The organism is Vibrio sp. MEBiC08052 (assembly GCF_001506075.1).
In the GTDB taxonomy this organism is placed as follows: Bacteria; Pseudomonadota; Gammaproteobacteria; order Enterobacterales; family Vibrionaceae; genus Vibrio.
Genome location: NZ_KQ947475.1, coordinates 3,279,778 through 3,299,679, shown reverse-complemented (window position 1 = coordinate 3,299,679; position 19,902 = coordinate 3,279,778). Strand labels below are relative to the sequence as shown.

18 protein-coding genes and 1 pseudogene are annotated in these 19,902 nt (G+C 45.3%); 13 read left to right on the top strand and 6 right to left on the bottom strand.

The window, feature by feature from the left end:
- The first annotated feature begins 65 nt into the window (after positions 1-65).
- The 3 genes from VRK_RS14195 (at position 66) to VRK_RS14185 (ending at position 3,755) form a co-directional block, all read left to right on the top strand.
- Positions 66-1,979 carry a methyl-accepting chemotaxis protein gene (locus VRK_RS14195; RefSeq protein WP_059121973.1) on the top strand — a complete coding sequence of 638 codons (1,914 nt, stop codon included), beginning with the start codon at positions 66-68 and terminating at the stop codon, positions 1,977-1,979.
- A 226-nt stretch (positions 1,980-2,205) separates the two neighbouring features.
- Positions 2,206-2,406: a hypothetical protein gene (locus VRK_RS14190; protein ID WP_059121972.1), complete on the top strand. Its 201-nt coding sequence runs from the start codon at positions 2,206-2,208 to the stop codon at positions 2,404-2,406.
- A 137-nt stretch (positions 2,407-2,543) separates the two neighbouring features.
- Positions 2,544-3,755, top strand: a complete 1,212-nt coding sequence (locus VRK_RS14185) for an amino acid aminotransferase (RefSeq protein ID WP_059121971.1) — start codon at positions 2,544-2,546, stop codon at positions 3,753-3,755.
- Between the two features lie 29 nt (positions 3,756-3,784).
- Here VRK_RS14185 and VRK_RS14180 read toward each other — a convergent pair whose 3' ends face one another.
- Positions 3,785-4,447: a DsbA family oxidoreductase gene (locus VRK_RS14180; protein WP_059121970.1), complete on the bottom strand. Its 663-nt coding sequence runs from the start codon at positions 4,445-4,447 to the stop codon at positions 3,785-3,787.
- A gap of 579 nt (positions 4,448-5,026) precedes the next feature.
- Here VRK_RS14180 and pepT point away from each other — a divergent pair.
- Both pepT and VRK_RS14170 read left to right on the top strand, forming a co-directional pair.
- On the top strand, positions 5,027-6,259 hold the full coding sequence (gene pepT, locus VRK_RS14175; protein WP_059122778.1) for a peptidase T: 1,233 nt from the start codon (positions 5,027-5,029) through the stop codon (positions 6,257-6,259).
- A gap of 289 nt (positions 6,260-6,548) precedes the next feature.
- Entirely contained in the window at positions 6,549-7,427 is an 879-nt protein-coding gene (locus VRK_RS14170) for a mechanosensitive ion channel family protein (RefSeq protein WP_059121969.1), read from the top strand.
- Positions 7,428-7,429: 2 nt separating this feature from the next.
- On the opposite strand, the gene norR is transcribed toward VRK_RS14170, so the two are convergent.
- Positions 7,430-9,028, bottom strand: a complete 1,599-nt coding sequence (norR, locus tag VRK_RS14165; RefSeq protein WP_059121968.1) for a nitric oxide reductase transcriptional regulator NorR — start codon at positions 9,026-9,028, stop codon at positions 7,430-7,432.
- 238 nt (positions 9,029-9,266) lie between these two features.
- Positions 9,267-9,476, bottom strand: coding sequence for a cold-shock protein (locus VRK_RS14160; protein ID WP_027694422.1), 210 nt, complete (start codon positions 9,474-9,476; stop codon positions 9,267-9,269).
- A gap of 381 nt (positions 9,477-9,857) precedes the next feature.
- Between VRK_RS14160 and VRK_RS14155 the strand changes: the two genes are divergently transcribed.
- The 5 genes from VRK_RS14155 (at position 9,858) to VRK_RS14135 (ending at position 13,557) form a co-directional block, all read left to right on the top strand.
- Complete coding sequence (locus VRK_RS14155; protein WP_059121967.1) at positions 9,858-10,061, top strand: alternative ribosome-rescue factor A; 204 nt, start codon at positions 9,858-9,860, stop codon at positions 10,059-10,061.
- Between the two features lie 183 nt (positions 10,062-10,244).
- On the top strand, positions 10,245-10,496 hold the full coding sequence (locus tag VRK_RS14150; protein ID WP_059121966.1) for a hypothetical protein: 252 nt from the start codon (positions 10,245-10,247) through the stop codon (positions 10,494-10,496).
- Positions 10,497-10,602: 106 nt separating this feature from the next.
- The gene (locus VRK_RS14145; RefSeq protein ID WP_059121965.1) at positions 10,603-11,607 is read left to right on the top strand and encodes a response regulator; all 1,005 of its coding nucleotides are present in this window, start codon (positions 10,603-10,605) and stop codon (positions 11,605-11,607) included.
- Positions 11,608-11,609: 2 nt separating this feature from the next.
- Positions 11,610-12,050, top strand: a complete 441-nt coding sequence (locus VRK_RS14140) for a PAS domain-containing protein (RefSeq protein WP_059121964.1) — start codon at positions 11,610-11,612, stop codon at positions 12,048-12,050.
- A gap of 31 nt (positions 12,051-12,081) precedes the next feature.
- Positions 12,082-13,557: a bifunctional ADP-dependent NAD(P)H-hydrate dehydratase/NAD(P)H-hydrate epimerase gene (locus VRK_RS14135; RefSeq protein WP_059121963.1), complete on the top strand. Its 1,476-nt coding sequence runs from the start codon at positions 12,082-12,084 to the stop codon at positions 13,555-13,557.
- Positions 13,558-13,652: 95 nt separating this feature from the next.
- Here the strand turns inward: VRK_RS14135 and VRK_RS14130 are convergent, their stop codons facing one another.
- On the bottom strand, positions 13,653-14,216 hold the full coding sequence (locus VRK_RS14130; RefSeq protein ID WP_059121962.1) for an outer membrane beta-barrel protein: 564 nt from the start codon (positions 14,214-14,216) through the stop codon (positions 13,653-13,655).
- A gap of 508 nt (positions 14,217-14,724) precedes the next feature.
- Here VRK_RS14130 and VRK_RS14125 point away from each other — a divergent pair.
- The 3 genes and pseudogenes from VRK_RS14125 (at position 14,725) to VRK_RS21475 (ending at position 18,167) form a co-directional block, all read left to right on the top strand.
- Complete coding sequence (locus VRK_RS14125; RefSeq protein WP_059121961.1) at positions 14,725-15,771, top strand: GMP reductase; 1,047 nt, start codon at positions 14,725-14,727, stop codon at positions 15,769-15,771.
- Between the two features lie 876 nt (positions 15,772-16,647).
- Positions 16,648-17,151: pseudogene (locus tag VRK_RS21590) on the top strand (carbohydrate porin); the annotation flags it as partial.
- A 44-nt stretch (positions 17,152-17,195) separates the two neighbouring features.
- Positions 17,196-18,167 (top strand): carbohydrate porin, encoded by a 972-nt coding sequence (locus VRK_RS21475; protein ID WP_331456293.1) that lies wholly within the window; start codon positions 17,196-17,198, stop codon positions 18,165-18,167.
- A gap of 166 nt (positions 18,168-18,333) precedes the next feature.
- Here the strand turns inward: VRK_RS21475 and acuI are convergent, their stop codons facing one another.
- Entirely contained in the window at positions 18,334-19,314 is a 981-nt protein-coding gene (gene acuI / locus VRK_RS14110) for an acrylyl-CoA reductase (NADPH) (protein ID WP_059121958.1), read from the bottom strand.
- Between the two features lie 294 nt (positions 19,315-19,608).
- Complete coding sequence (locus tag VRK_RS14105; RefSeq protein ID WP_059121957.1) at positions 19,609-19,854, bottom strand: hypothetical protein; 246 nt, start codon at positions 19,852-19,854, stop codon at positions 19,609-19,611.
- Between the last annotated feature and the right edge of the window lie 48 nt (positions 19,855-19,902).

Here is a 19,902-nt window from a genome sequence, read left to right as displayed (position 1 = left end):
AGGGTGTTTGACACATGCATCCTAAGTGACAGCGGGCAGCCGTGACAATAATTAAGGCAGTAGCTATGTTTTTCAATGCAGTGAGTATTAAGAAGAAAGTGATATGGAGTATGGCATTTGCCGTGCTCGCATCAACTGTAATTGTGGGCGGGATTGCTCAGTATCAGTCCAGAGAAGTGCTGGAACATCGTTTGGTGAATATTGAATTGCCATCGTTTTTGGATGGCATCCGCCATCAAATTGACCGGGACGTGTCGGAGTTATTGCTGGCTGCTGAGCAGCTGGCGAATAATGAATTTGTCAAAGCAACGATTGATACAACCAACATTGACCCAAAGTCAGAAAAAGTATTGATTCAGCAATTGAACAACCTCAAACAGCAATATCATCTTAATGATGCCTCCGTTGCGAACCGCAAAACGGCACATTATTGGAACCAAAAGGGGTTCTTACGCCAGCTCAATCATCAACAAGATCAATGGTTTTATCAGTTTGTCGCGTCCGGAAAACCGACGATGGTGAGTATTTTTCAAGAGCCGAACGGTGATGTGAAAATGTTTGCCAATTATCAATCGGCCGAGAGCGGCACTTTATCCGGGATGTCAAAGTCGATGGATGACATGGTGCGCCTGCTTAACGGGTTTCGAATTGAAGACTCTGGTTTTGTGTTTCTGACGGATGCGCAAGGGAACGTAAAAATTCATCCGGACAAGGCTCAGTCGGCTAAAACATTATCAGATCTTTATGGTACCAAGGCTGCGGCATTACTCGGTAATCATGGTTTTCATCTGATTGAAGCACGGTACCAAGATGAAGACGTCTTTGTGGCGAGCGAATACATTCCATCGATGCATTGGTACGTTGTCGCTTCTGTACCGAAGCGAGAGATTTATGCGGAAATGAATCGTGCCGCGCAAAATATGATGTTGGGCACAGCGGTGATTGCTGCGCTGTTTATTTTTATGAGTGTGTTACTGGCAAACAGTATCACCAAACCGATTCGGCAGATTGCGGCACGTTTTTCTGCGCTTGGTAAAGGCGATGGTGATCTCTCTCAGCGAATTGAGATTGTCGGCAATGATGAGATTACTCAGCTCTCTCTGGGCTTTAATGATTTTATCGAGAAAATTCATCAATCGATGCAGGAAGTGGCATCGACGAGCCGGAGTTTGTCACATGAGTCGCAAGTGGTCGCAGAGAAAGCTCATCTGACACATGATAACAGTCAGAGCCAGCGTGATCAGACCATCCAGGTGGTGACCGCGATGAATGAGATGGGGGCGACCATCAGTGAAATTGCATCGAATGCCGCTGTTGCCGCTTCAACCGCCAATGATGCATCGGTGAGTAGTGATGCGGGTCAGGTTGTCGTCAATCAGGCCAAAGAGGCGATTCACCGACTGGCTGAAGATATGCAGAAATCGACTCAAGTGGTTGAAAAACTGGCAGCAACAACGCAGGACATTGGGTCGATTCTGGCGGTAATTCATGAAATTTCTGATCAGACCAACTTATTGGCGCTGAATGCTGCGATTGAGGCTGCACGTGCAGGAGAACAGGGACGAGGTTTTGCGGTCGTTGCTGAAGAGGTGCGTAATCTTGCGGGCCGGACGGCCGCTTCAACGGAGCAGATTCAAGTGATGATGACCCAGTTGAAAAATGATTCGAGTAATGCGGTGCAGGCGATGAATGTCGGACAAGAGAGAACGCAAGAAGGGGTTGCCGCGGCTGAAAGTACGGTGGAACAATTACACCAGATTTCGGAGCGAATCTACGAAATCACCGATAGAAATACGCAAGTGGCGACAGCCACTGAAGAACAATCTGTCGCGGTACAGAGTATCAATGAGAACATTGAAGAAATTAATGCGATTAATGAACTGACGACAACGACCGCAGAGGAACTGGCAGAAGCCAGCCGCGAACTGAAAACCCTTTCTGAACGCTTGGATCATTTGGTCGGCGGTTTCAGACTTTGATCATTGAAGGGACAGACCGGTTTCGGTTGTGCATGAAAATGGATAGGTCAGTGAAACCGGAGCAACCGTGAGAACAGTGTCACTGCTGAGATCGTACAGTCAGTGTGTTACTGAAAGCGTCACATCGCGTGGTGTGAATCATATCGGTCCGCGGCTGGAGCATTTATCGAGAGCAGTGTACACTCGCAAAAGTTAGCCTGTTACAGACAATAAACAGAGGTGATGTATGAACGATTTTGAACAAGAGCTCGCTGCATTGGCGGAACAGGATGGCGGTCAGGAAGAAGCCAAACTTCCTTCTTTGGATGAACAGAAAGCGATTGTGGCCAAGCTGAAAGAGTTAGAAGCAAAAGGGGAGCTGACGCCGGAAGTGTTAGAAGCGTATTTCGGTCAGTATGCCGCAGATGCCGGTGTTCCGGTTCATTAGATGGGCTGCCCTTTGATTGAACAGGTTGCTCAATCTGTTCAATGATGAAGTCAACAAACATAATTAAAAATCACTGACAGAACAGATAATCAATAAAGTCTGACTGTCAGTTTTATTGCCAATACAGGAGAAGTTACGTGTTTCATCATATTACCCCTTATGCCGGGGACCCGATTTTGTCCCTTATGGAAGCGTTCATGGCGGATAGCCGTCCTGACAAAGTGAACTTAAGTATTGGCCTTTATTATGATGAAGCAGGTCTGATTCCTACGTTACCGAGTGTTCGTCTGGCAGAACAAGCGTGGTTCTCCGCCGACAAAGAACCTTGTATCTATTTACCGATGGAAGGGCTTGCCGATTATCGTCAGGCTGTCCAAACCTTGGTTTTTGGTGCGGAACACCCAGTCATCAATGAAAAGAGAGTGGCCACCATTCAGACATTAGGTGGCTCCGGAGCACTGATGATTGGCGCTGACTTCTTACATCGTTATTTTCCTGAGTCAAAAGTGTGGGTGAGTAATCCGACATGGGAAAATCATAATGCAATTTTTGAAGGGGCAGGTTTTACTGTTGGTAGTTACCCGTATTTTGATCCTGAAACGCGGATGCTGGATTTCAGCGGTATGATTCAGGCACTATCGCAATTGCCGGCGAAAGATATCGTGCTGCTACATCCCTGTTGTCATAACCCGACGGGCGTTGATTTAACACCACAACAGTGGGATCAAGTGATCGATATTCTTGAATCTCGTCAGTTGATTCCGTTTTTCGATATGGCTTATCAGGGGTATGGCGAAGATAGCGATCAGGATGCTTATGTCATGAGAGCTTTGGCTGAGCGGACATCAGTTTCATTTTTTGTCAGTAACTCGTTTTCAAAGATCTTTTCGCTGTACGGTGAGCGAGTCGGTGGCCTGTCTGTTGTTTGTCATGACGCGCAAGAAACAGTAAATGTACTGGGACAATTGAAAGCAACGGTTCGACGTAACTATTCCAGCCCGGCGAAACATGGTGCGGTACTGGTCTCTCGGGTGCTCAACGATCCTGAGTTAAATGCCCGGTGGCACGCAGAAGTAAGCACCATGCGTGAACGGATTGCCGCAATGCGCCAGCAGCTACACCAGCGTTTACTGACATTGTGTCCGGAGCGGGATTTTGATTTTCTGATTCAGCAAAAAGGGATGTTCAGTTATACCGGTTTCTCTGTCGAGAGTGTGCACACATTACGGCAACAGCATGGTATCTACCTGATTGATAGCGGGCGGATGTGTCTGGCTGGATTGAACGAACATAACCTTGAGCAAGTCGCACAGGCATTTGCTGCTGTAGCGGCGAACAACGGAAACTAAGATAGCCTCACCATCAGCGCGGTCAGCGTTTAATGGAGTGACGGGAGCGTATCCACCAATCCGTCGAGTGTTTCGTGGAGCTCAGTGATCGGCTGAGCGCCACACAGCAAGATATGCTGTTCAATAATCATGGCCGGGACAGCCTGTATACCGGCTTCCAGCCACTGTTTTTCTGTTTGCACAACCGCAGACGACCATCCCGGATCAGTGAGTACCCGCCGACAATCCCTGCGATCTAATCCCTGAGCGACTGCGATATCGAGTAGGATGTCGGTATCATCCATCACTTTCCCTTCCTGAAAATAGGCCAGAAAGAGGGCTTTCTGAAATGAAGTTTGCTGGTGACTACGAGCCGCCCACATCATTAACTGATGGGCTTTGCGTGTATTATAAATGCGCATATCTGTCGTAAACTGAAAATCAATGCCTACCTCATTGCCAAGCTCGGTGATCTTTTGTTGGCTCAGTTGCCGCTGTTTTGCGGTCATTTGATATTTTGTTTGTAGATGCTGATTGAGTATTTCACCGCCCTCAGGCAGGGTCGGGTTGAGTTCGAAAGGGTGCCAGTGGATCTCAGGCTGAAGATGTTTATCCACACTGAGTTGTTCGAGAACTTTCTCCAGTCGTGTATAACCAATGAAGCACCAAGGACAGACAAGATCCGATAAAATATCGATACGTAGCTTCTTCATTGAGACTCCCCAGAATCCTATCGATGGCTTTTCTTGCCGGAATAATCTTTAGTATACCGATGGTTCTGTATTCAAATCGAGTCATCGACTTAACAAGATGATATGAAAATGATGCAAAAAAGTGATCACAATGTAATTCTCAAGTGTTTCAGCACAGGTAATGGTGTTTCGTTGTCAGAAAATGTGAACGAGAAGGCTAAAGAAAAATACCTCTCGGGCGATAAGCAACGAGAGGCATAAATGGCGCGTTTATATGTGTTAAGCGAAGGGAACTTTGAGTTCCTTTAAATCTAGTTGACGATTGCTAATCCGGCAAATTTATTTGTCGGATATTTGTATTTTTTCATCTAACTTACTGTTATTCATCAATGATTTTTAATCATGGTTTGGCTGAGATAATGATGCCAAATTGAATAGATAGTTTGAGTCAGGCTGGGTATTCACGATATTGACGAGATTGAATGCGTAAAAACTGATTTACAACAACATCTTGCCGGACGGAGCGCCCTAGTATGAAAGTCGCCATATTTGATGGCAACACTGTGGGGTGTTCATTCTTTAACCAGTGAGAGTTATGTTATGGAAAGTCTGATAGATCGCTTTCTGCATTATGTGTCATTTGATACACAATCCAACCCATACCGGAACTGCTGTCCAAGCACGTCCGGACAGAAAAAATTGGCACAGGCAATATATGAGGAATTGCAAACACTTGGGCTCAGTGATGTCACACTGGATGCTCATGGTTATGTCATGGCTAAATTGCCGGCAAATGTTGACGGTGAGATACCATCGATCGGATTTATTGCGCATTTAGATACGTCTCCGGATGCTTCAGGTAAAAAGGTCGTGCCTCAGATTGTTGAAAACTATCAGGGGGGTGACATCGCATTGGGGCGGGGCGATGAAGTGCTGTCTCCGATTCAATATCAAGAATTACACCAATTGCATGGGTACAATTTAATCACCACTGATGGGAATACGCTCTTAGGCGCTGATGATAAGGCCGGCGTTGCCGAGATCGTTACCGCCATGAAAGTGTTGCTGGAGCATCCGGATATTCCTCATGGTGAAATTTGTATTGCCTTTACTCCCGATGAAGAAATTGGCCGGGGAGCCGACCTGTTTGATGTCGAAAAATTCGGGGCTCAGTGGGCTTATACGGTTGATGGTGGGCCGGTTGGTGATCTCGAATATGAGAACTTTAATGCGGCAATGGCGCATGTCACCTGTTATGGCGTGTCGGTTCATACCGGAACCGCAAAAGGTAAGCTGGTCAATGCTATGAATATTGCGGCTCAATTTCAGATGATGATGCCCACCGATGAGACACCGGAGAATACCGAAGGGTATGAAGGTTTTTACCATTTATCCTCAGCGAATATGGGAATAGCCCGTAGTGAATTGACCTATCTGCTACGAGATTTTGACCAACAAGGGCTCGCACGCAGAAAAGTGCAGATGAAAGATCGGGTGGAGACACTCAACCATCAATTACATCGGGGCCGAGTCGAACTCGAGATTACGGATAGTTATGCCAATATGAAGCAAGTTATTGCGTCCAATCCCCATATTATTGAAATCGCCAAAGACGCAATGATCGATTTGGGTATTGAGCCGCAAATCAAACCGATTCGTGGTGGTACGGATGGTGCGCAGCTTTCTTTCAAAGGTTTACCTTGTCCGAATTTATTTACCGGTGGTTATAATTTTCACGGAATTCATGAATTTGTCACCATTGAAGGGATGGAACAGGCGGTAAAAGTCATTGTCAAAATAGCGGAGAAAACCGCGATGGCTTATCGCGGATAAGTGGGCATCAACGTACAGTATCATTATGATTTATTGACCCTTTGAGATGTCTTCGTCTTTTGAAGTGTGTCAGTTGTTTCAGGTTTATTACTCTACATTATGAAAAAACTCAGATAAACTTGCAGTCATTATATATACCCAAGTTATCGATAAGATTGAGCAATCCGCATCGGTTGTATGGATTGCTCCAAACTAAAGCCTTGTTTCTTATCGATAATTGGAGATACGCATACAGAGTCTTCAAAAAGATCAATTCTGTTTTTGTGATATTTGGTTGTGAGAGAGATGCATGGACTATGTAAACAACGTGCTGGATTATCTGTTGTCCCATAAGCTACTGTTTAGCGTCATTATTGTCGGTTTTATTTTACTGATTCGCCGCAGTGCACTTGCGCTGATTCGGGGCGATGGTGCATTTATTACCGAAAAACAGCGCAAGTGGATGTCTCAAACCAAAAACGGTACGTTTGCTACGCTGTTGATTATCGGTTTTTTCTTGTGGAAAGAAGAGATCAATGAGTTTGCCTTGTCGGTGACTGCTATTGCGGTTGCGATTGTTGTGGCATCAAAAGAGATTATTTTATGTTTTACCGGTTCGATACAACGGGCGAGTTCTCGCTCTTTTCGTATTGGCGACTGGATTGAAGTCGGTTCGTTATGTGGTGAAGTCATCGAGCACAATATGATGGCAACCGTCATTCAAGAGATCGACTTGGGTGGGGGGCTTTACCACTACACCGGCAAAACTGCAACACTCCCCAATAGTATGTTTTTTACCTATCCGGTGAAAAACCTGAACTTTATGAAGCGCTATGTCTTTCATAATTTTGAAATCGTAGTGCGTGACTTTGTGAACCTATATACCTTACTTCCTCAATTCCGGAAGCGAATCGAAGTCCATTTTGAGCATTTTATTGAAGTCGCACGTCGTTATAACCTGATGATTGAGAAACATGCCGGGGTGGATTTGCCGGGTGCCGATCCGGTGATTCACATTAGTAGTACCGGAACTGGTGAACAGAAAGTTCATGTAATGATTTTCTGCCCGACAGAGCGGGCTCACGAACTGGAGCAGTTGATTCGGGCTGACTTTATGGCCGTCTACGATGAACACTTCTCCAATAGCGGTGAACGAAAACAGCCACATGATGTGACTGATATCACCTGATATCACATCTCCAGTTTGTGCGTTTTTTTGACCTGAATCCCTAACCGCTTCGCTAACCGCGTCAGATTGGCCCGGTCTGTTTGGAGTAATCTTCCGGCTTGAGCCCAGTTATAATCTGACTGAATTAATGCCTCTTTTACCAGTTGTCGCTGAAAATCATCGGTTGCCTGCCGCAGACCATCACTTATAGAGATATGTGATGATGTTGTCGCTTCAGGACTGTCCAGCGTCTCTGGCGTGCTGATGGGCAAGCTTTCTAAAACGCCCACATCAGTTAATGTAATCGTAGTCAGTGCTTGCTGAGGCTGACTGGCTTTGGCTTTTAGCGCCGCCCGATTGATAACGTGCTCCATTTCTCGGACATTTCCCGGCCAGTTGTATTGAATCAGGTAATCGAGGACATCTTGTGCCAGTTTTAGATGAGTCATGCCGAGCTTTCTTCTGGCTTGTTCAAGAAAGTAACCTGCCAGCAGACTGACATCACCCTTGCGTTCCCGCAGCGGTGGGACATGAATCGGATAAACGCTGAGACGGTGATATAAATCTGCCCGAAATCGACCCGCTTCAACTTCTTGTTTTAAATCGCGGTTCGTCGCAGCAAGTACCCGGACATCAATATGTTGAACACGATCCTGACCGACGGGCTGAATCTCATTATTTTGTAGTGCTCTAAGTAGTTTGCTTTGAGCGGCAAGCGGAAGTTCTCCAATTTCATCCAGAAAAAGAGTACCTTCATGGGCCAGTGCAAATTTACCGAGTCGGTTTCTGTCTGCACCGGTAAATGCGCCTTTAATGTGGCCGAACAATTCGCTTTCAATGAGATTTTCCGGGATTGCCGCACAGTTGACATACACTAGTGGTTGCCGCTTTCTGGCGGAGAGATGGTGTATTCGTCTGGCAACCAGTTCTTTGCCGACACCGGTTTCACCGAAAATCAGGATATTAAAATCGGATGAAGCGACGACGTCTATCTCATCATGCATCGATTGCATCACACGACTGGTGCCGATGATATCACTGCGGTCTCTTTCCCAACCTTCTTCATTGAGCTCTTGCAGTCGTTGTTGGGTCTGACGGGCTTGTGTTTCTAACTGAGAAAAGGTCAGCGCCATTTTCAGCGTTGATGCGGCAATCGCTGAAAGCACTTTCAGATGGCGTGCCGGGATATGGGTAAACACACCAGTTTCCAAACTGTCTAAAGTGAGTACACCAAGTAATTTTTCATCAAAAATCAGCGGTAACCCCATACAGGAATGAATCGGGACATCACCGTCGTGGTGCAGCAGCAATCCATCAAATGGGTCGGGCAGTGTACAGTCAGCATCAAATCGGACTGCCTGACGGGCACTGCAAATTTTCTGAAAACGAGGATGTTCTTCAATAATAAAGCGCCGTCCGAGGGTGTCTTTGGTCAAGCCTTGCATCGCCAAAGGAATGAGTGTATCCCCTTGGCGGGACATCAGGGCGACACAATCACAGGGAATGATTTTGCGGATGGTTTCCAGCAGACGGTTAAATCGATTTTCATCATTGAGACCACTGGCAAGATCTATGGTCATTTCTGCGAGCGTTGACAGAGTTGTGATCGAAAAATTTTGCATAAGATGAAGGCAGTTTTTTATCCATTCTAATCGCTAAATGAGAGGATGAGAAGTACAAGCCCCGTGAACTGTAAAAGTATGGGTTGTGTTAAGTTAAGATGTTGACTGAGGCGGAACTGAATGACAATCTCATCGCGAGATGTACACTGGACTATTGTTGAAACTAAAATGCTTGAGACAAAAAATTAGCCAGCATACAACGCTGGCTATTTTTAAAGATTCTTGCCTATATGTTTAATTATAGGACTTTGATGTTTTCAGCTTGAGGGCCTTTCTGTCCTTGCGAAATCACAAACTCAACAGTTTGACCTTCAGCTAGGGTACGGAAACCGTCGCCTTGAATCGCGCTGAAGTGAGCAAAAACATCGGGACCATTTTCTTGTTGGATGAAACCAAAACCTTTAGTTTCGTTGAACCACTTTACAGTGCCAGTCACTGTGTTAGACATAATATATTCCTGGTAAATCAAAGTAAAACTAAGCCGATAACGGCCATTCTAGCGTGGAAAAGTAGATTGCTATTGCGTACAGAACGACCGGGGAGTTACAAAATCCAACAAGACGTTATGGTAAACAAAGAACTGCTTCCTAGCCTTATGTGAGTGTAGTGTAATCTTAGGGGTTGTCAATCAAATATTACGACTAAACGTAAATGTGCCTGATATTTTTGATCATTCTAGATTTTACTGAGATTTTATTTTCATTGTTACATCATTATTTTTAATGAAGTCATAAAATGCATTTTTTTACTTTTAACGAATTGACATGTCAATACAATGGCGCACAATACGGTGCTTTTTTATTCACCACTAATAAGAGAAGTGTTTCAAATGAAAAGAGAAAAGAGATATAAGAATGCCAATCCGTCGGACGATGTCGAGATTCAACGTGGCACGATTACGGATAATGCCCTGAAAGCACTGGTCACCAGTCCGGTGTTTAAAATGCGGGTCGAAAAACCGAAAAAAGGGAAGGGAAGCTTCCAGCGTAAAGCAAAACATCAGGTACGGGAGCCTTATTCAAAAGCTGCATAATGTTGCTTTTGAATAGGGCTTCTTCATCGCTGTTGGTACACAGCTGCATGGTGAATTCTTTCAATAGACTATATTTCAATAGGCTATAGTTGAAAAAAAGGCAGTGTGAAGGATACAAAACATTGCCCCTATTTCTGTCGTATTTCGTTTTCGCTACCTTTCACATCCGACAAGGGATCCAACATGGTCGTTACACTCTTTTGGCTGGAAAAATCACTGCTGACCCTGGGAATCATTCTGATTGTGATGAGTATGATTCGTTACGGTAAAAGAAGTCAGGATTGGCGTGGCGTTGCTACAATGTTCTTTAAACGTATTCCAATGACGATTGAAGAGTATCGTCATTATCGTTTTGGCGTGGCATTGGTTGTGTTAGCGGTACTACTGCGGATTGTCACTCTGACATTATGGCCGACAGTGCAAGTCGCGTCGTAAGGTCACAAAACGCATAAAGATTTGTTCGTTCTTTATCGCTTTGTGTCTGTAGATGTTGAATTCCCGTATACACTTTGAATGATGAAAGAAAAAGGTAAGGCCGATTATGGCGTTTTCAGTATTAATATGTGATGACTCAGCATTGGCAAGAAAGCAGATTGCGAGATCATTACCAGCCTTCCTGAATGCCGAGGTGCATTTTGCGGTTCACGGCTTAGATGCGTTGGAGCAGCTTAAACAACAGTCGTTTCAGTTGATGTTTTTAGATTTAACGATGCCAGAGCTGGATGGTTTCGACACCTTGGAAGCGATGCAGGAAGCGGGTTACCAGACGCCGGTCATCGTTGTTTCCGGTGATATTCAGCCCAAAGCGCAAGAACGTGTGCTTGGTCTGGGAGCCAAAGCGTTTATCCAGAAACCGATTGCAGCGGATGCACTGAAAAAAGTGCTCAGTGAGTTAATTGAGCCTCCCACCCAGCCGACGGTTGTGACCCCCAGTCGGATCGAATATCCGATCCTGAAACGGCGCGATATTTACATGGAAGTCGCCAATGTGTCCATTGGGCGGGCTGCCGATGCCCTCGCGCGTTATTTTGATGTTTTTGTCGAATTGCCGCTGCCCAATGTCAATATCTTTGAAGTCAGTGAACTCCACATGGCACTGCGAGATTTAGTCGATAATGATCAGGTCTCAGGGGTTTGTCAGGGATTCAGTGGGGAAGGGATCGCCGGCGAAGCATTGGTGCTTTTAAGTGATTCCAGTGTCTCTGAACTGAAGCGACTGATGAATATCCCGGCGGAAAGTGATGATCTTGAAGAGATCGAACTCTTGATGGATGTGTCCAACATCTTGGTAGGCTCTTTTTTGAATGGGCTTGGTGAACAGGCCGAGATTCGTTTTTTCCAAAGTTCTCCCGTATTACTCGGGCAACATATTCCGATTGAATCCGTGATCCGATCGACAGCGGGTTCGTTCCAGAAAACGATGACTTTTGAGGTCAGTTACAACATTGAAAGCACCGCCATTCGTTGTGATCTGCTCTTTATGTTTGTCGATGAGTCTCTACCGCTCTTGGACAATAAACTGGCCTACCTGATGGAGGATTTTTAGTCATGAGTCTGCCTGCTGAATTTGAACAGTTCCACTGGATGGTGGATATGGTTCAAAACGTTGATCTCGGACTGATCGTGATTGATAAAAACTATAAAATTCAGGTCTGGAACGGTTTTATGACCCACCACAGCGGTAAACAACCACACGAAGTGATTGGTCGGACGTTGTTTGAGGTTTTTCCTGAAATTCCACCCGATTGGTTCAAACTAAAAACGAAACCTGTTTACCATCTCGGATGTCGTAGTTTTATCACTTGGCAACAACGGCCCTATTTATTTAAATGCCGTAATGTTCGTCCCGTGACGCAACAGTGCGAATTTATGTATCAGAATGTGACCCTTAATCCGATGAGAACACCGACCGGTGCCGTGAATTCGGTTTTTCTGTCGATTCAGGATGCAACCGCAGAGGCACTGATAGCCCAGCGGTGTGAGTGTTAGATTCTCAATTCAAACGATAAAGAATTCTCCCATGACGATGACGAATGTTTTTTATTCGACCCAACAGGTCCGTATTGGTGAACAGAAAGCGGCGAGTGCCAAAGGACTGGAAATGTACAGTCTGATGGAACGTGCCGGACAGGCGGTTTTTGCGATTGGGATGGCCCAATATCCCAGTTCTGAGCACTGGTTAATCTGTTGTGGTGGTGGCAACAATGGTGGTGACGGCTATATTGTTGCGAGTTTGGCGAAATCGATCGGATTGTATGTGACGGTCTGGCAAGTCGGTGATCCCGAGACGCTGACCGGTGATGCCCGGATGGCCTACAAACATTGGCAAAACCATGGGGGAAATGTCTCAGAGCCTCAAAATCGGGTTCCTGATAGTGTTGATGTGGTGATTGATGCCTTACTCGGCACGGGGCTCAGTGGTATGGTTCGGCCGGGAATGCTCTCATTGATTGAGACGCTCAATCAAAGCATGAAGCCAGTGATTGCCGTTGATATTCCCTCCGGTTTATGTGGGGATACCGGTAGTGTCCTTGGCGGAGCGATCGTGGCAAAACATACCGTCAGTTTTATTGGTCTGAAACAGGGGTTAGTGACCGGGAAAGCGCGGGAGTATGTCGGAGAGCTTCATTTTGCCGGTCTGGGTGTGGAAGATGCTTTTGATCAACAGAATCATCCGACGGTCATGGCCATTCACACCAAAATGCCGGGTCAGATGTTACCCAAACGTTTTGCCACGTCACATAAAGGCACGCATGGCAAAGCATTACTCATTGGTGGTAATGACGGTATGGGTGGTGCAATTATCTTGGCAGCGATGGCGGCAGCCAGATGCGGAACGGGGATGACTGCGGTTTTATGTCATCCACATAATGTCACACCGCTATTGGTGAGTGCCCCGGAAGTGATGAGTGCTTGCTGGGATAAAGCGCAGGCACTTGAACGACGGCTACAATGGTGTGATGTCTTGGCCGCCGGGCCGGGGCTGGGACGAGATGAGACCGCTTTTGCTATCTATCAGGCGGTTCGGAGCGTTGAAAAACCGAAAGTCGTTGATGCCGATGGTCTGTATTTTTTGATGCAGCAACCGAATCAAGATCCATTGCGGGTGATTACGCCACATCCGGCAGAAGCCGCTCAACTGTTACAAGTCTCGGTCGAAGAGATTGAAGCGGATCGGTATGCCAGTGTGCAGGCGCTTCATCGTCAGTATGGTGGCGTCGTGGTACTGAAAGGTGCGGGAACGTTGGTGTATGACGGCAAGCAGATCTCGGTCTGTATGGCGGGAAATCCAGGTATGGCAAGTGCCGGTATGGGAGATGTGCTGACAGGGGTGATCACTTCACTCATCGCACAGGGGCTACCTTTAGTAGAAGCCACCCAACTCGGGGTTCTCATTCACAGTATGGCTGCGGATCAGAACTCACAATCGTATGGTGAGCGAGGGCTGCTTGCCAGTGATTTACTGTCTCATTTACGTCAGTTAGTGAACCACTGAATCCTATGTCGCTCACTAAAATACCAGTCTCATCCAATCAAAATCGCCGTCATCAAGCTATACCTGTTATCTGTTAGCCACGATGACGATCACGGTCAAAAGCGATAATGGGTTCCCAGCAGGAATACCGGGCTCGTGACCGCGTCTGGTTCCTGCTCCTGATAAGAAATCTCAAAATTCAGTTCTAATCCGGAGGTGAGCCCCGATGGAATTGTGGCTCCGAGTGTGAAATAAGGCGCAATATTTTTCGATTCGATGTTTGGTAGTGATGTCGTAATCCCCGGATTATTGCCAGCTCTTGTGAAACTCAACCCGCCTTTTGCGTATATCCAAGCAACATCGAATACGGTGTGCTGAATGACGGCACCACCAAATACTTCTTGATAATACAACGTGGGTTGATGAGGAAACTGTGAAGAGAGTGACGCCATTTGGTCCGGATGATCAGTATTTTTGGCATAACCTAAATCAAAGCCAATAGTTGATGTCAGATTATAGTTATAACCGTACTGTGTTACCCAAGCATCTTCCGAGCTTGTGGTTCTAGATTTCGTGATTCCGGCGCTTTGATAAAAATAGTTTGTATCCGATCCGGCAACCGCCTGAACAGGTATCATACTGAGTAACACTGCGATGATCAGAGAAATGGTCGATTCCATCCTGCACTCCATGCGATCTCTGAGGTGATTTTATCGGTATTTATTTTTTGGGAGGCGGTTGTGAGAAAGCCAAAGAGGGAGAAAACCTGCCAGCGTTTTCTAACTGTAGCAAATTCGGATGCCATATGCTGCGTTGATGATGAGGTTTTGCATGTTTTTTACACAGAGCGCACAAAAGTGAATGTGAATGATGTAATGGTTTGATAGCGATAAGAATGACACATGAAAGACGTCAGTGAATTCGAGGGTAATTAATTGATTATAAAAGTAAAACAGTAATTCCTTTTGCAGTTTTACAGATATGTAATCTACCGGATGGTAGCATAAAAAAAAGCACAATATCAGTCTTGCAGGAAATAAAGTGATGCCTATAATGTTGAAAACCGGAGCGTCTGCCAACGCTCCGGTTTTTTTGTGTCCGATAATGAAAGAGGCTGATGTCTACCAACGTCAGAATCATTGCACTGCGAAATTGAGGCACAAGGTGAATCAATTAAGGAAAAGATAAATGCGTATCGAACAAGAATTAAAATTGGGCTTTAAAGATGTATTGTTTCGGCCGAAACGTTCTACTCTGAAAAGTCGTTCCCAAGTTAATTTAACCCGCGAGTTTACCTTCAAGCATAGTGGGCGTCAATGGTCCGGTGTGCCTGTCATTGCTGCCAATATGGACTCCGTCGGTAGTTTCGGCATGGCTGAGGCTTTGGCGAAATATGATGTCATCACGGCGATTCACAAGCACTACTCGTTACAAGAGTGGCAAGCATTTGTGCAGGCTGCGGATGCTGAGACGCTCAAACATGTGATGGTCTCTACCGGGACATCCGATGCTGATTTTACCAAAATGCAGGACACACTCGCCTTAAGTGACGACTTGATGTTTGTTTGCATCGATATTGCCAACGGCTATTCGGAGCATTTGGTGGCGTTTGTGGCACGAGTCCGCAGCGCCTTACCGGACAAAGTCATTGTGGCCGGCAATGTTGTGACCGGTGATATGACTGAAGAACTGATTCTTGCCGGTGCAGATATCGTCAAAGTTGGGATCGGCCCCGGTTCAGTCTGCACCACCCGGGTCAAGACCGGTGTCGGTTATCCGCAATTGTCGGCCATTATTGAATGTGCTGATGCTGCTCACGGTTTAGGCGGTCAGATTATCGGTGACGGTGGTTGTACCTGCCCGGGAGATGTGTCAAAAGCATTCGGTGGTGGTGCCGATTTCGTGATGCTCGGCGGAATGCTGGCCGGACACAAAGAATCCGGTGGCGATATTGTCGTCAAAGACGGGGAAAGTTATGTAAAATTTTACGGGATGTCCTCGAAAAGTGCGATGGACAAATATGCCGGAGGCGTTGCGCAGTATCGCGCCGCAGAAGGCAAAACCGTGTTACTCCCTTACCGGGGCAGTGTTGAAGATACCATTCAGGATATTCTCGGTGGCGTCCGTTCAACTTGTACCTACGTCGGAGCCGCCAACCTGAAAGAACTCACCAAGCGCACCACATTTATCCGGGTTCGGGAACAAGAGAATAACGTGTTTGGCAAGGAGTCGTGAAGGGAATCATTCACAACTGGGTTCTACCTCGTTTTCACAGACAGTTTAGTCAAAACGTAAACTTGCTGTCTTGATTCGCAAGTTTACGTCGCATTCTTAGATTATTGAATATAAATGATGACTGAGTAATTTGACACCATGGAAATATTTAACCAAACACGAACAGGCTGAAAACTCTAATTATGAGTGCCATTAATCAAGGGAGATTTACAGCTCCTATAGCATCCTAATGATGCGATTCATCACAATCATCGAGGTAATAAAACAGATTATTTCTGTTTTTATAATACGGTATAAATGCGATTTACATCGCTATTTGGGGGCAATTCAAAGATTAAATGTAGATCTCAATCACAATCGATATTTGATCGCGTTGACTGAGAATATGTTATGAAATTATGGTTCTCTCCGTCAGTACGCTGTATTTCAAAAATGAAAGTACAGTTACTGTAAGTGGATTGTTATCGCGAAAGCGAGCATAACCTGGCTACTTGCCCAAGTTTTTTGGTTTGGCAAGTGTCAGGTTTTTTTATACCTAAAGTTTGAGTTTTTTTTCGTTATTTTTCGGGATTGTTACCACTGATAGGGCATAACTCGGGGAATCTGGATGCGTTGTTGTATCTAGGGGCTCTGAGTTTTTTTATGCCCAAAATTCACTGAACACCCAACTAATCATATAGGACATTGTTATGGCATATGAACAACTTGCGAACGATATCATCGAGACCGTCGGTGGCACTGGTAGTGTGGCTAGCGCAATACATTATGCAACACATTTAACTGTTAGGCGCAATGACAATGGTAAGACCCCCTAGTCGACGGGTACTCCTGATCCGGTGACTATTTTTCGCAATACAATAACTTTGAGACAAATATATGACTACTCAAAAATATTCGATGTATAAAAGTTTTAAGAAAAGGCTTACTCCAATTAGTCTTGCGCTGCTTAGTTGTGGATACGCCACGAGCTCTATGGCTGATGATTCGGTAAATCAACAGATAAAAGCTTTGCAAACTCAAATCGCTACGGCTCAACAAACACTTCAACAACTTAAATCTACACAATCGGAATCAGTCACCTCTGATGTGAATTCGAATGATACGGTGAGCAAATCGGATTCTGTTTTACCAACGTTTACTGATCAAATTCCGGTCATAGATGGTTTTCAATTTAACGGCTATTTTCGTGCCGGTTGGTTTACCGGGCAGCATGGTGCGCCAAAAGAATATGCTATCGGCTCGCTGGGGCGCTTTGGTAATGAAATGTCAGGTTGGTACGATCTGACGTTCAAACAACGTGTGTATGAGCAGCAAGGTAAGAAAGTTGAGGCTGTCATTACCTTAGATGGAAACTCAGGACTTAACAAAGGGTTCGAAATGGAAGGTAAGGAACAGAATATCTATACGTCCGTACGAAAGGCTTTATTCCAGCACTGCCTGAAGCCGAATTATGGGTTGGTCGTCACGCAATTCCTGGTTCTGAGCTCCAGATGCTGGATTGGAAAACAACCCGTACTAATTCAGGTGCTGGTGTCGGTTTGGAAAATATTGTCCTACCGCAAGGTAGCTTAAATTTAACCCTAATGAGAGAAGATTTTAATTATCTCGATAGCAGCGGTAATGACAATGGCATCGATATTAACAGTAATATATTAGATGTTCGCTATCAGGGCTATCAACTTAGCGATGATTTACAACTCGGTTTAGCAGCAAAATACCAATTGCCGAACTTAAGTTCAGATGCAAAAAATGCAGAAAACTCCAATCAATATTCTGATGTTAAAGATGGGTTGAGTTTTTCAACTATTCTAAATCAGAATGTAGGCAACAATGGTTTTAACGAATATACCCTGCAATACACCACGAATTCAATTGCCAGTAGTCTGGCATCTATTAGTGGTGGTAACCCGGATTTCTCCACTGGAATGAATAATTATGTAGGTAACCATACTAATGGTTACGCCGTGCGCTTTGTTTCTCAAGGAGAGAAATACCTGTTTGATAACAATGTAATCATTGCACACGCGTTTGTTGCATCCTACGGTAAGGATATCTACAACTACGATTTAGGGAAAGCACATACTGATTTTAAGGGTGTGCGGGCTGTTGTGCGACCGGGTTATATCTGGGATCAGTTCAATCAAACCGGGGTAGAACTGGGTTACTTTAACCAGACTAACCGTGTTGAAGGTAAAAGTTATGACGAGAGTGGCTACAAGCTAACCATGTATCATTCTCTTAAGGTTGCTACCAGTATCCTGAGATCCCGTCCGGAAATTCGTTTCTACGCGACATACATGAAAGCATTAGATAATGAGATCACTGGCTTCGCTTTTGACGGTAAAGATGACGATCAATTGAGCTTCGGTGCTCAGGCTGAAATCTGGTGGTTTTGACACTGATATAATTACGCATTTATATGTCACGTATCATGCAAGTACTTTTGGCGTGATGAATTGACGGCTGACACAATGCCATATCCAGTATGGGATATGGCATTGTTTATGTTGAGAAACATGCAATAGAATTGAAGGCCCTGAATGGGCCTTATTTTATAGAAATTTAAAGCTTGATCACGACACGGCCGGTTGTCTGACCATTGGTGATTTTCTCAGCATATTGAGGGGTTTCATTTAACGTAATTTCAGTACAAGCTTGCTCAAAATAACTCGCCGGTAATAATTCAGCAATTTTTCCCCAGGCGGCAATCCGTCTGTCACGTGGACAGCTCACGGAATCAACACCTTGCAAACGGACATTGCGCAAAATAAATGGCATCACCGTCGTTGGCAGGTCAAATCCTCCCGCAAGGCCGCAGACAGCGACAGCGCTATTGTAATCCATTTGCGAGAGAACTTTGGCGAGCACTTTGCTGCCGACAGTATCGACAGCACCGGCCCAGATTTGCTTTTCTAACGGGCGAGCCGGTTCTTCAAATTCATGACGATCAATAATTTGGCTTGCTCCCAACTTTTCGAGTAAGGGGCCATTTTGTTCAACCCGGCCAGTCACCGCTGCCACTTTGTAGCCCAGTTGCGACAACAGTGTCACTGCGACAGAACCCACACCACCACTTGCACCGGTAACCAAAATACTGCCGTCTTCTGGTTTAATGCCTGCGTCGAGCAATGCCTGAACACACAGCATAGCCGTAAAGCCGGCTGTGCCGACCATCATGGCCTGTTTCGGACTCAAACCTTGTGGAAGAGGGACAAGCCAATCCGCTTTGAGACTCGCCTTTTGTGCCATGCCGCCCCAATGGTTTTCTCCGACACCCCAACCGGTTAATACAACAGAATCACCCGCTTGATAGCGAGAATCATCTGAATGGAGAACTTGCCCTGCTAAATCTATTCCGGGCACCATCGGAAAATTACGGATGATTTTTCCTTTGCCTGTGATAGCCAGACCATCTTTATAGTTCAATGACGAGTAATCGACAGCGACTAATACTTCACCTTCGGGAAGTTGTGATTCATCAATCTGTTCTATCGTTGCGAATGTTTTTTTATCTTCCTGATTAAGGATTAAAGCATTAAACATAAAGTTCTCCACAAGTAGGGTAATGACAAACTAGCGACAGTCTAGCGCTTATACCTGTATGACTTAAATGAAACTTTAGCATTGTACTATGTATAATCGTCATAACATTTGTCGGTATTGGCCAGCTAGCCCACTTTTATATATAACCAGATAACGACTTTCATCACTGATGACTGCCGGTCCTCAACTATTGTAAACACTGCTTACACCGTATGAAGGGCAAGGCAATTTTTATGATGATTCGTCACTCAATCAGCCTGAAATGCGAGGGGAAGCACGATCAGGAACAGGTTTTTAACCGGCCTTAAACGTCAGAATATAGTGATCGGGGCAACCGTCGATATCAAAATCGATCACTTCAAACCCGGCTTGCCGGACTTCATTCATCGCCTGTTGGGGTGAGACCCGGGCATTGCTGCCTTTGTAATCGACGAAAACAAATTTCGTATCGCGGGTTGTCTGCTCCTGAATAAAACGGTATGTGTTGGCCATGAATACGGTCTCGACATCGGCAGGAATACACGGATCATCACGAGACATTCTCTGTTTATTTCAGTGTAAATGGAAAATTTCTAACTGTTAGTAACA

Coding starts and splice junctions, on each gene's coding strand:
- VRK_RS14130 (WP_059121962.1), bottom strand. CDS start 14,216: ATGGAATCGACCATTTCTCTGATCATCGCAGTGTTACTCAGTATGATA.
- VRK_RS14195 (WP_059121973.1), top strand. CDS start 66: ATGTTTTTCAATGCAGTGAGTATTAAGAAGAAAGTGATATGGAGTATG.
- VRK_RS14155 (WP_059121967.1), top strand. CDS start 9,858: ATGAAAAGAGAAAAGAGATATAAGAATGCCAATCCGTCGGACGATGTC.
- VRK_RS14105 (WP_059121957.1), bottom strand. CDS start 19,854: ATGTCTCGTGATGATCCGTGTATTCCTGCCGATGTCGAGACCGTATTC.
- VRK_RS14145 (WP_059121965.1), top strand. CDS start 10,603: ATGGCGTTTTCAGTATTAATATGTGATGACTCAGCATTGGCAAGAAAG.
- VRK_RS14125 (WP_059121961.1), top strand. CDS start 14,725: ATGCGTATCGAACAAGAATTAAAATTGGGCTTTAAAGATGTATTGTTT.
- VRK_RS14135 (WP_059121963.1), top strand. CDS start 12,082: ATGACGATGACGAATGTTTTTTATTCGACCCAACAGGTCCGTATTGGT.
- VRK_RS14170 (WP_059121969.1), top strand. CDS start 6,549: ATGGACTATGTAAACAACGTGCTGGATTATCTGTTGTCCCATAAGCTA.
- VRK_RS14150 (WP_059121966.1), top strand. CDS start 10,245: ATGGTCGTTACACTCTTTTGGCTGGAAAAATCACTGCTGACCCTGGGA.
- acuI (WP_059121958.1), bottom strand. CDS start 19,314: ATGTTTAATGCTTTAATCCTTAATCAGGAAGATAAAAAAACATTCGCA.
- pepT (WP_059122778.1), top strand. CDS start 5,027: ATGGAAAGTCTGATAGATCGCTTTCTGCATTATGTGTCATTTGATACA.
- VRK_RS14160 (WP_027694422.1), bottom strand. CDS start 9,476: ATGTCTAACACAGTGACTGGCACTGTAAAGTGGTTCAACGAAACTAAA.
- VRK_RS14140 (WP_059121964.1), top strand. CDS start 11,610: ATGAGTCTGCCTGCTGAATTTGAACAGTTCCACTGGATGGTGGATATG.
- norR (WP_059121968.1), bottom strand. CDS start 9,028: ATGCAAAATTTTTCGATCACAACTCTGTCAACGCTCGCAGAAATGACC.
- VRK_RS14180 (WP_059121970.1), bottom strand. CDS start 4,447: ATGAAGAAGCTACGTATCGATATTTTATCGGATCTTGTCTGTCCTTGG.
- VRK_RS14190 (WP_059121972.1), top strand. CDS start 2,206: ATGAACGATTTTGAACAAGAGCTCGCTGCATTGGCGGAACAGGATGGC.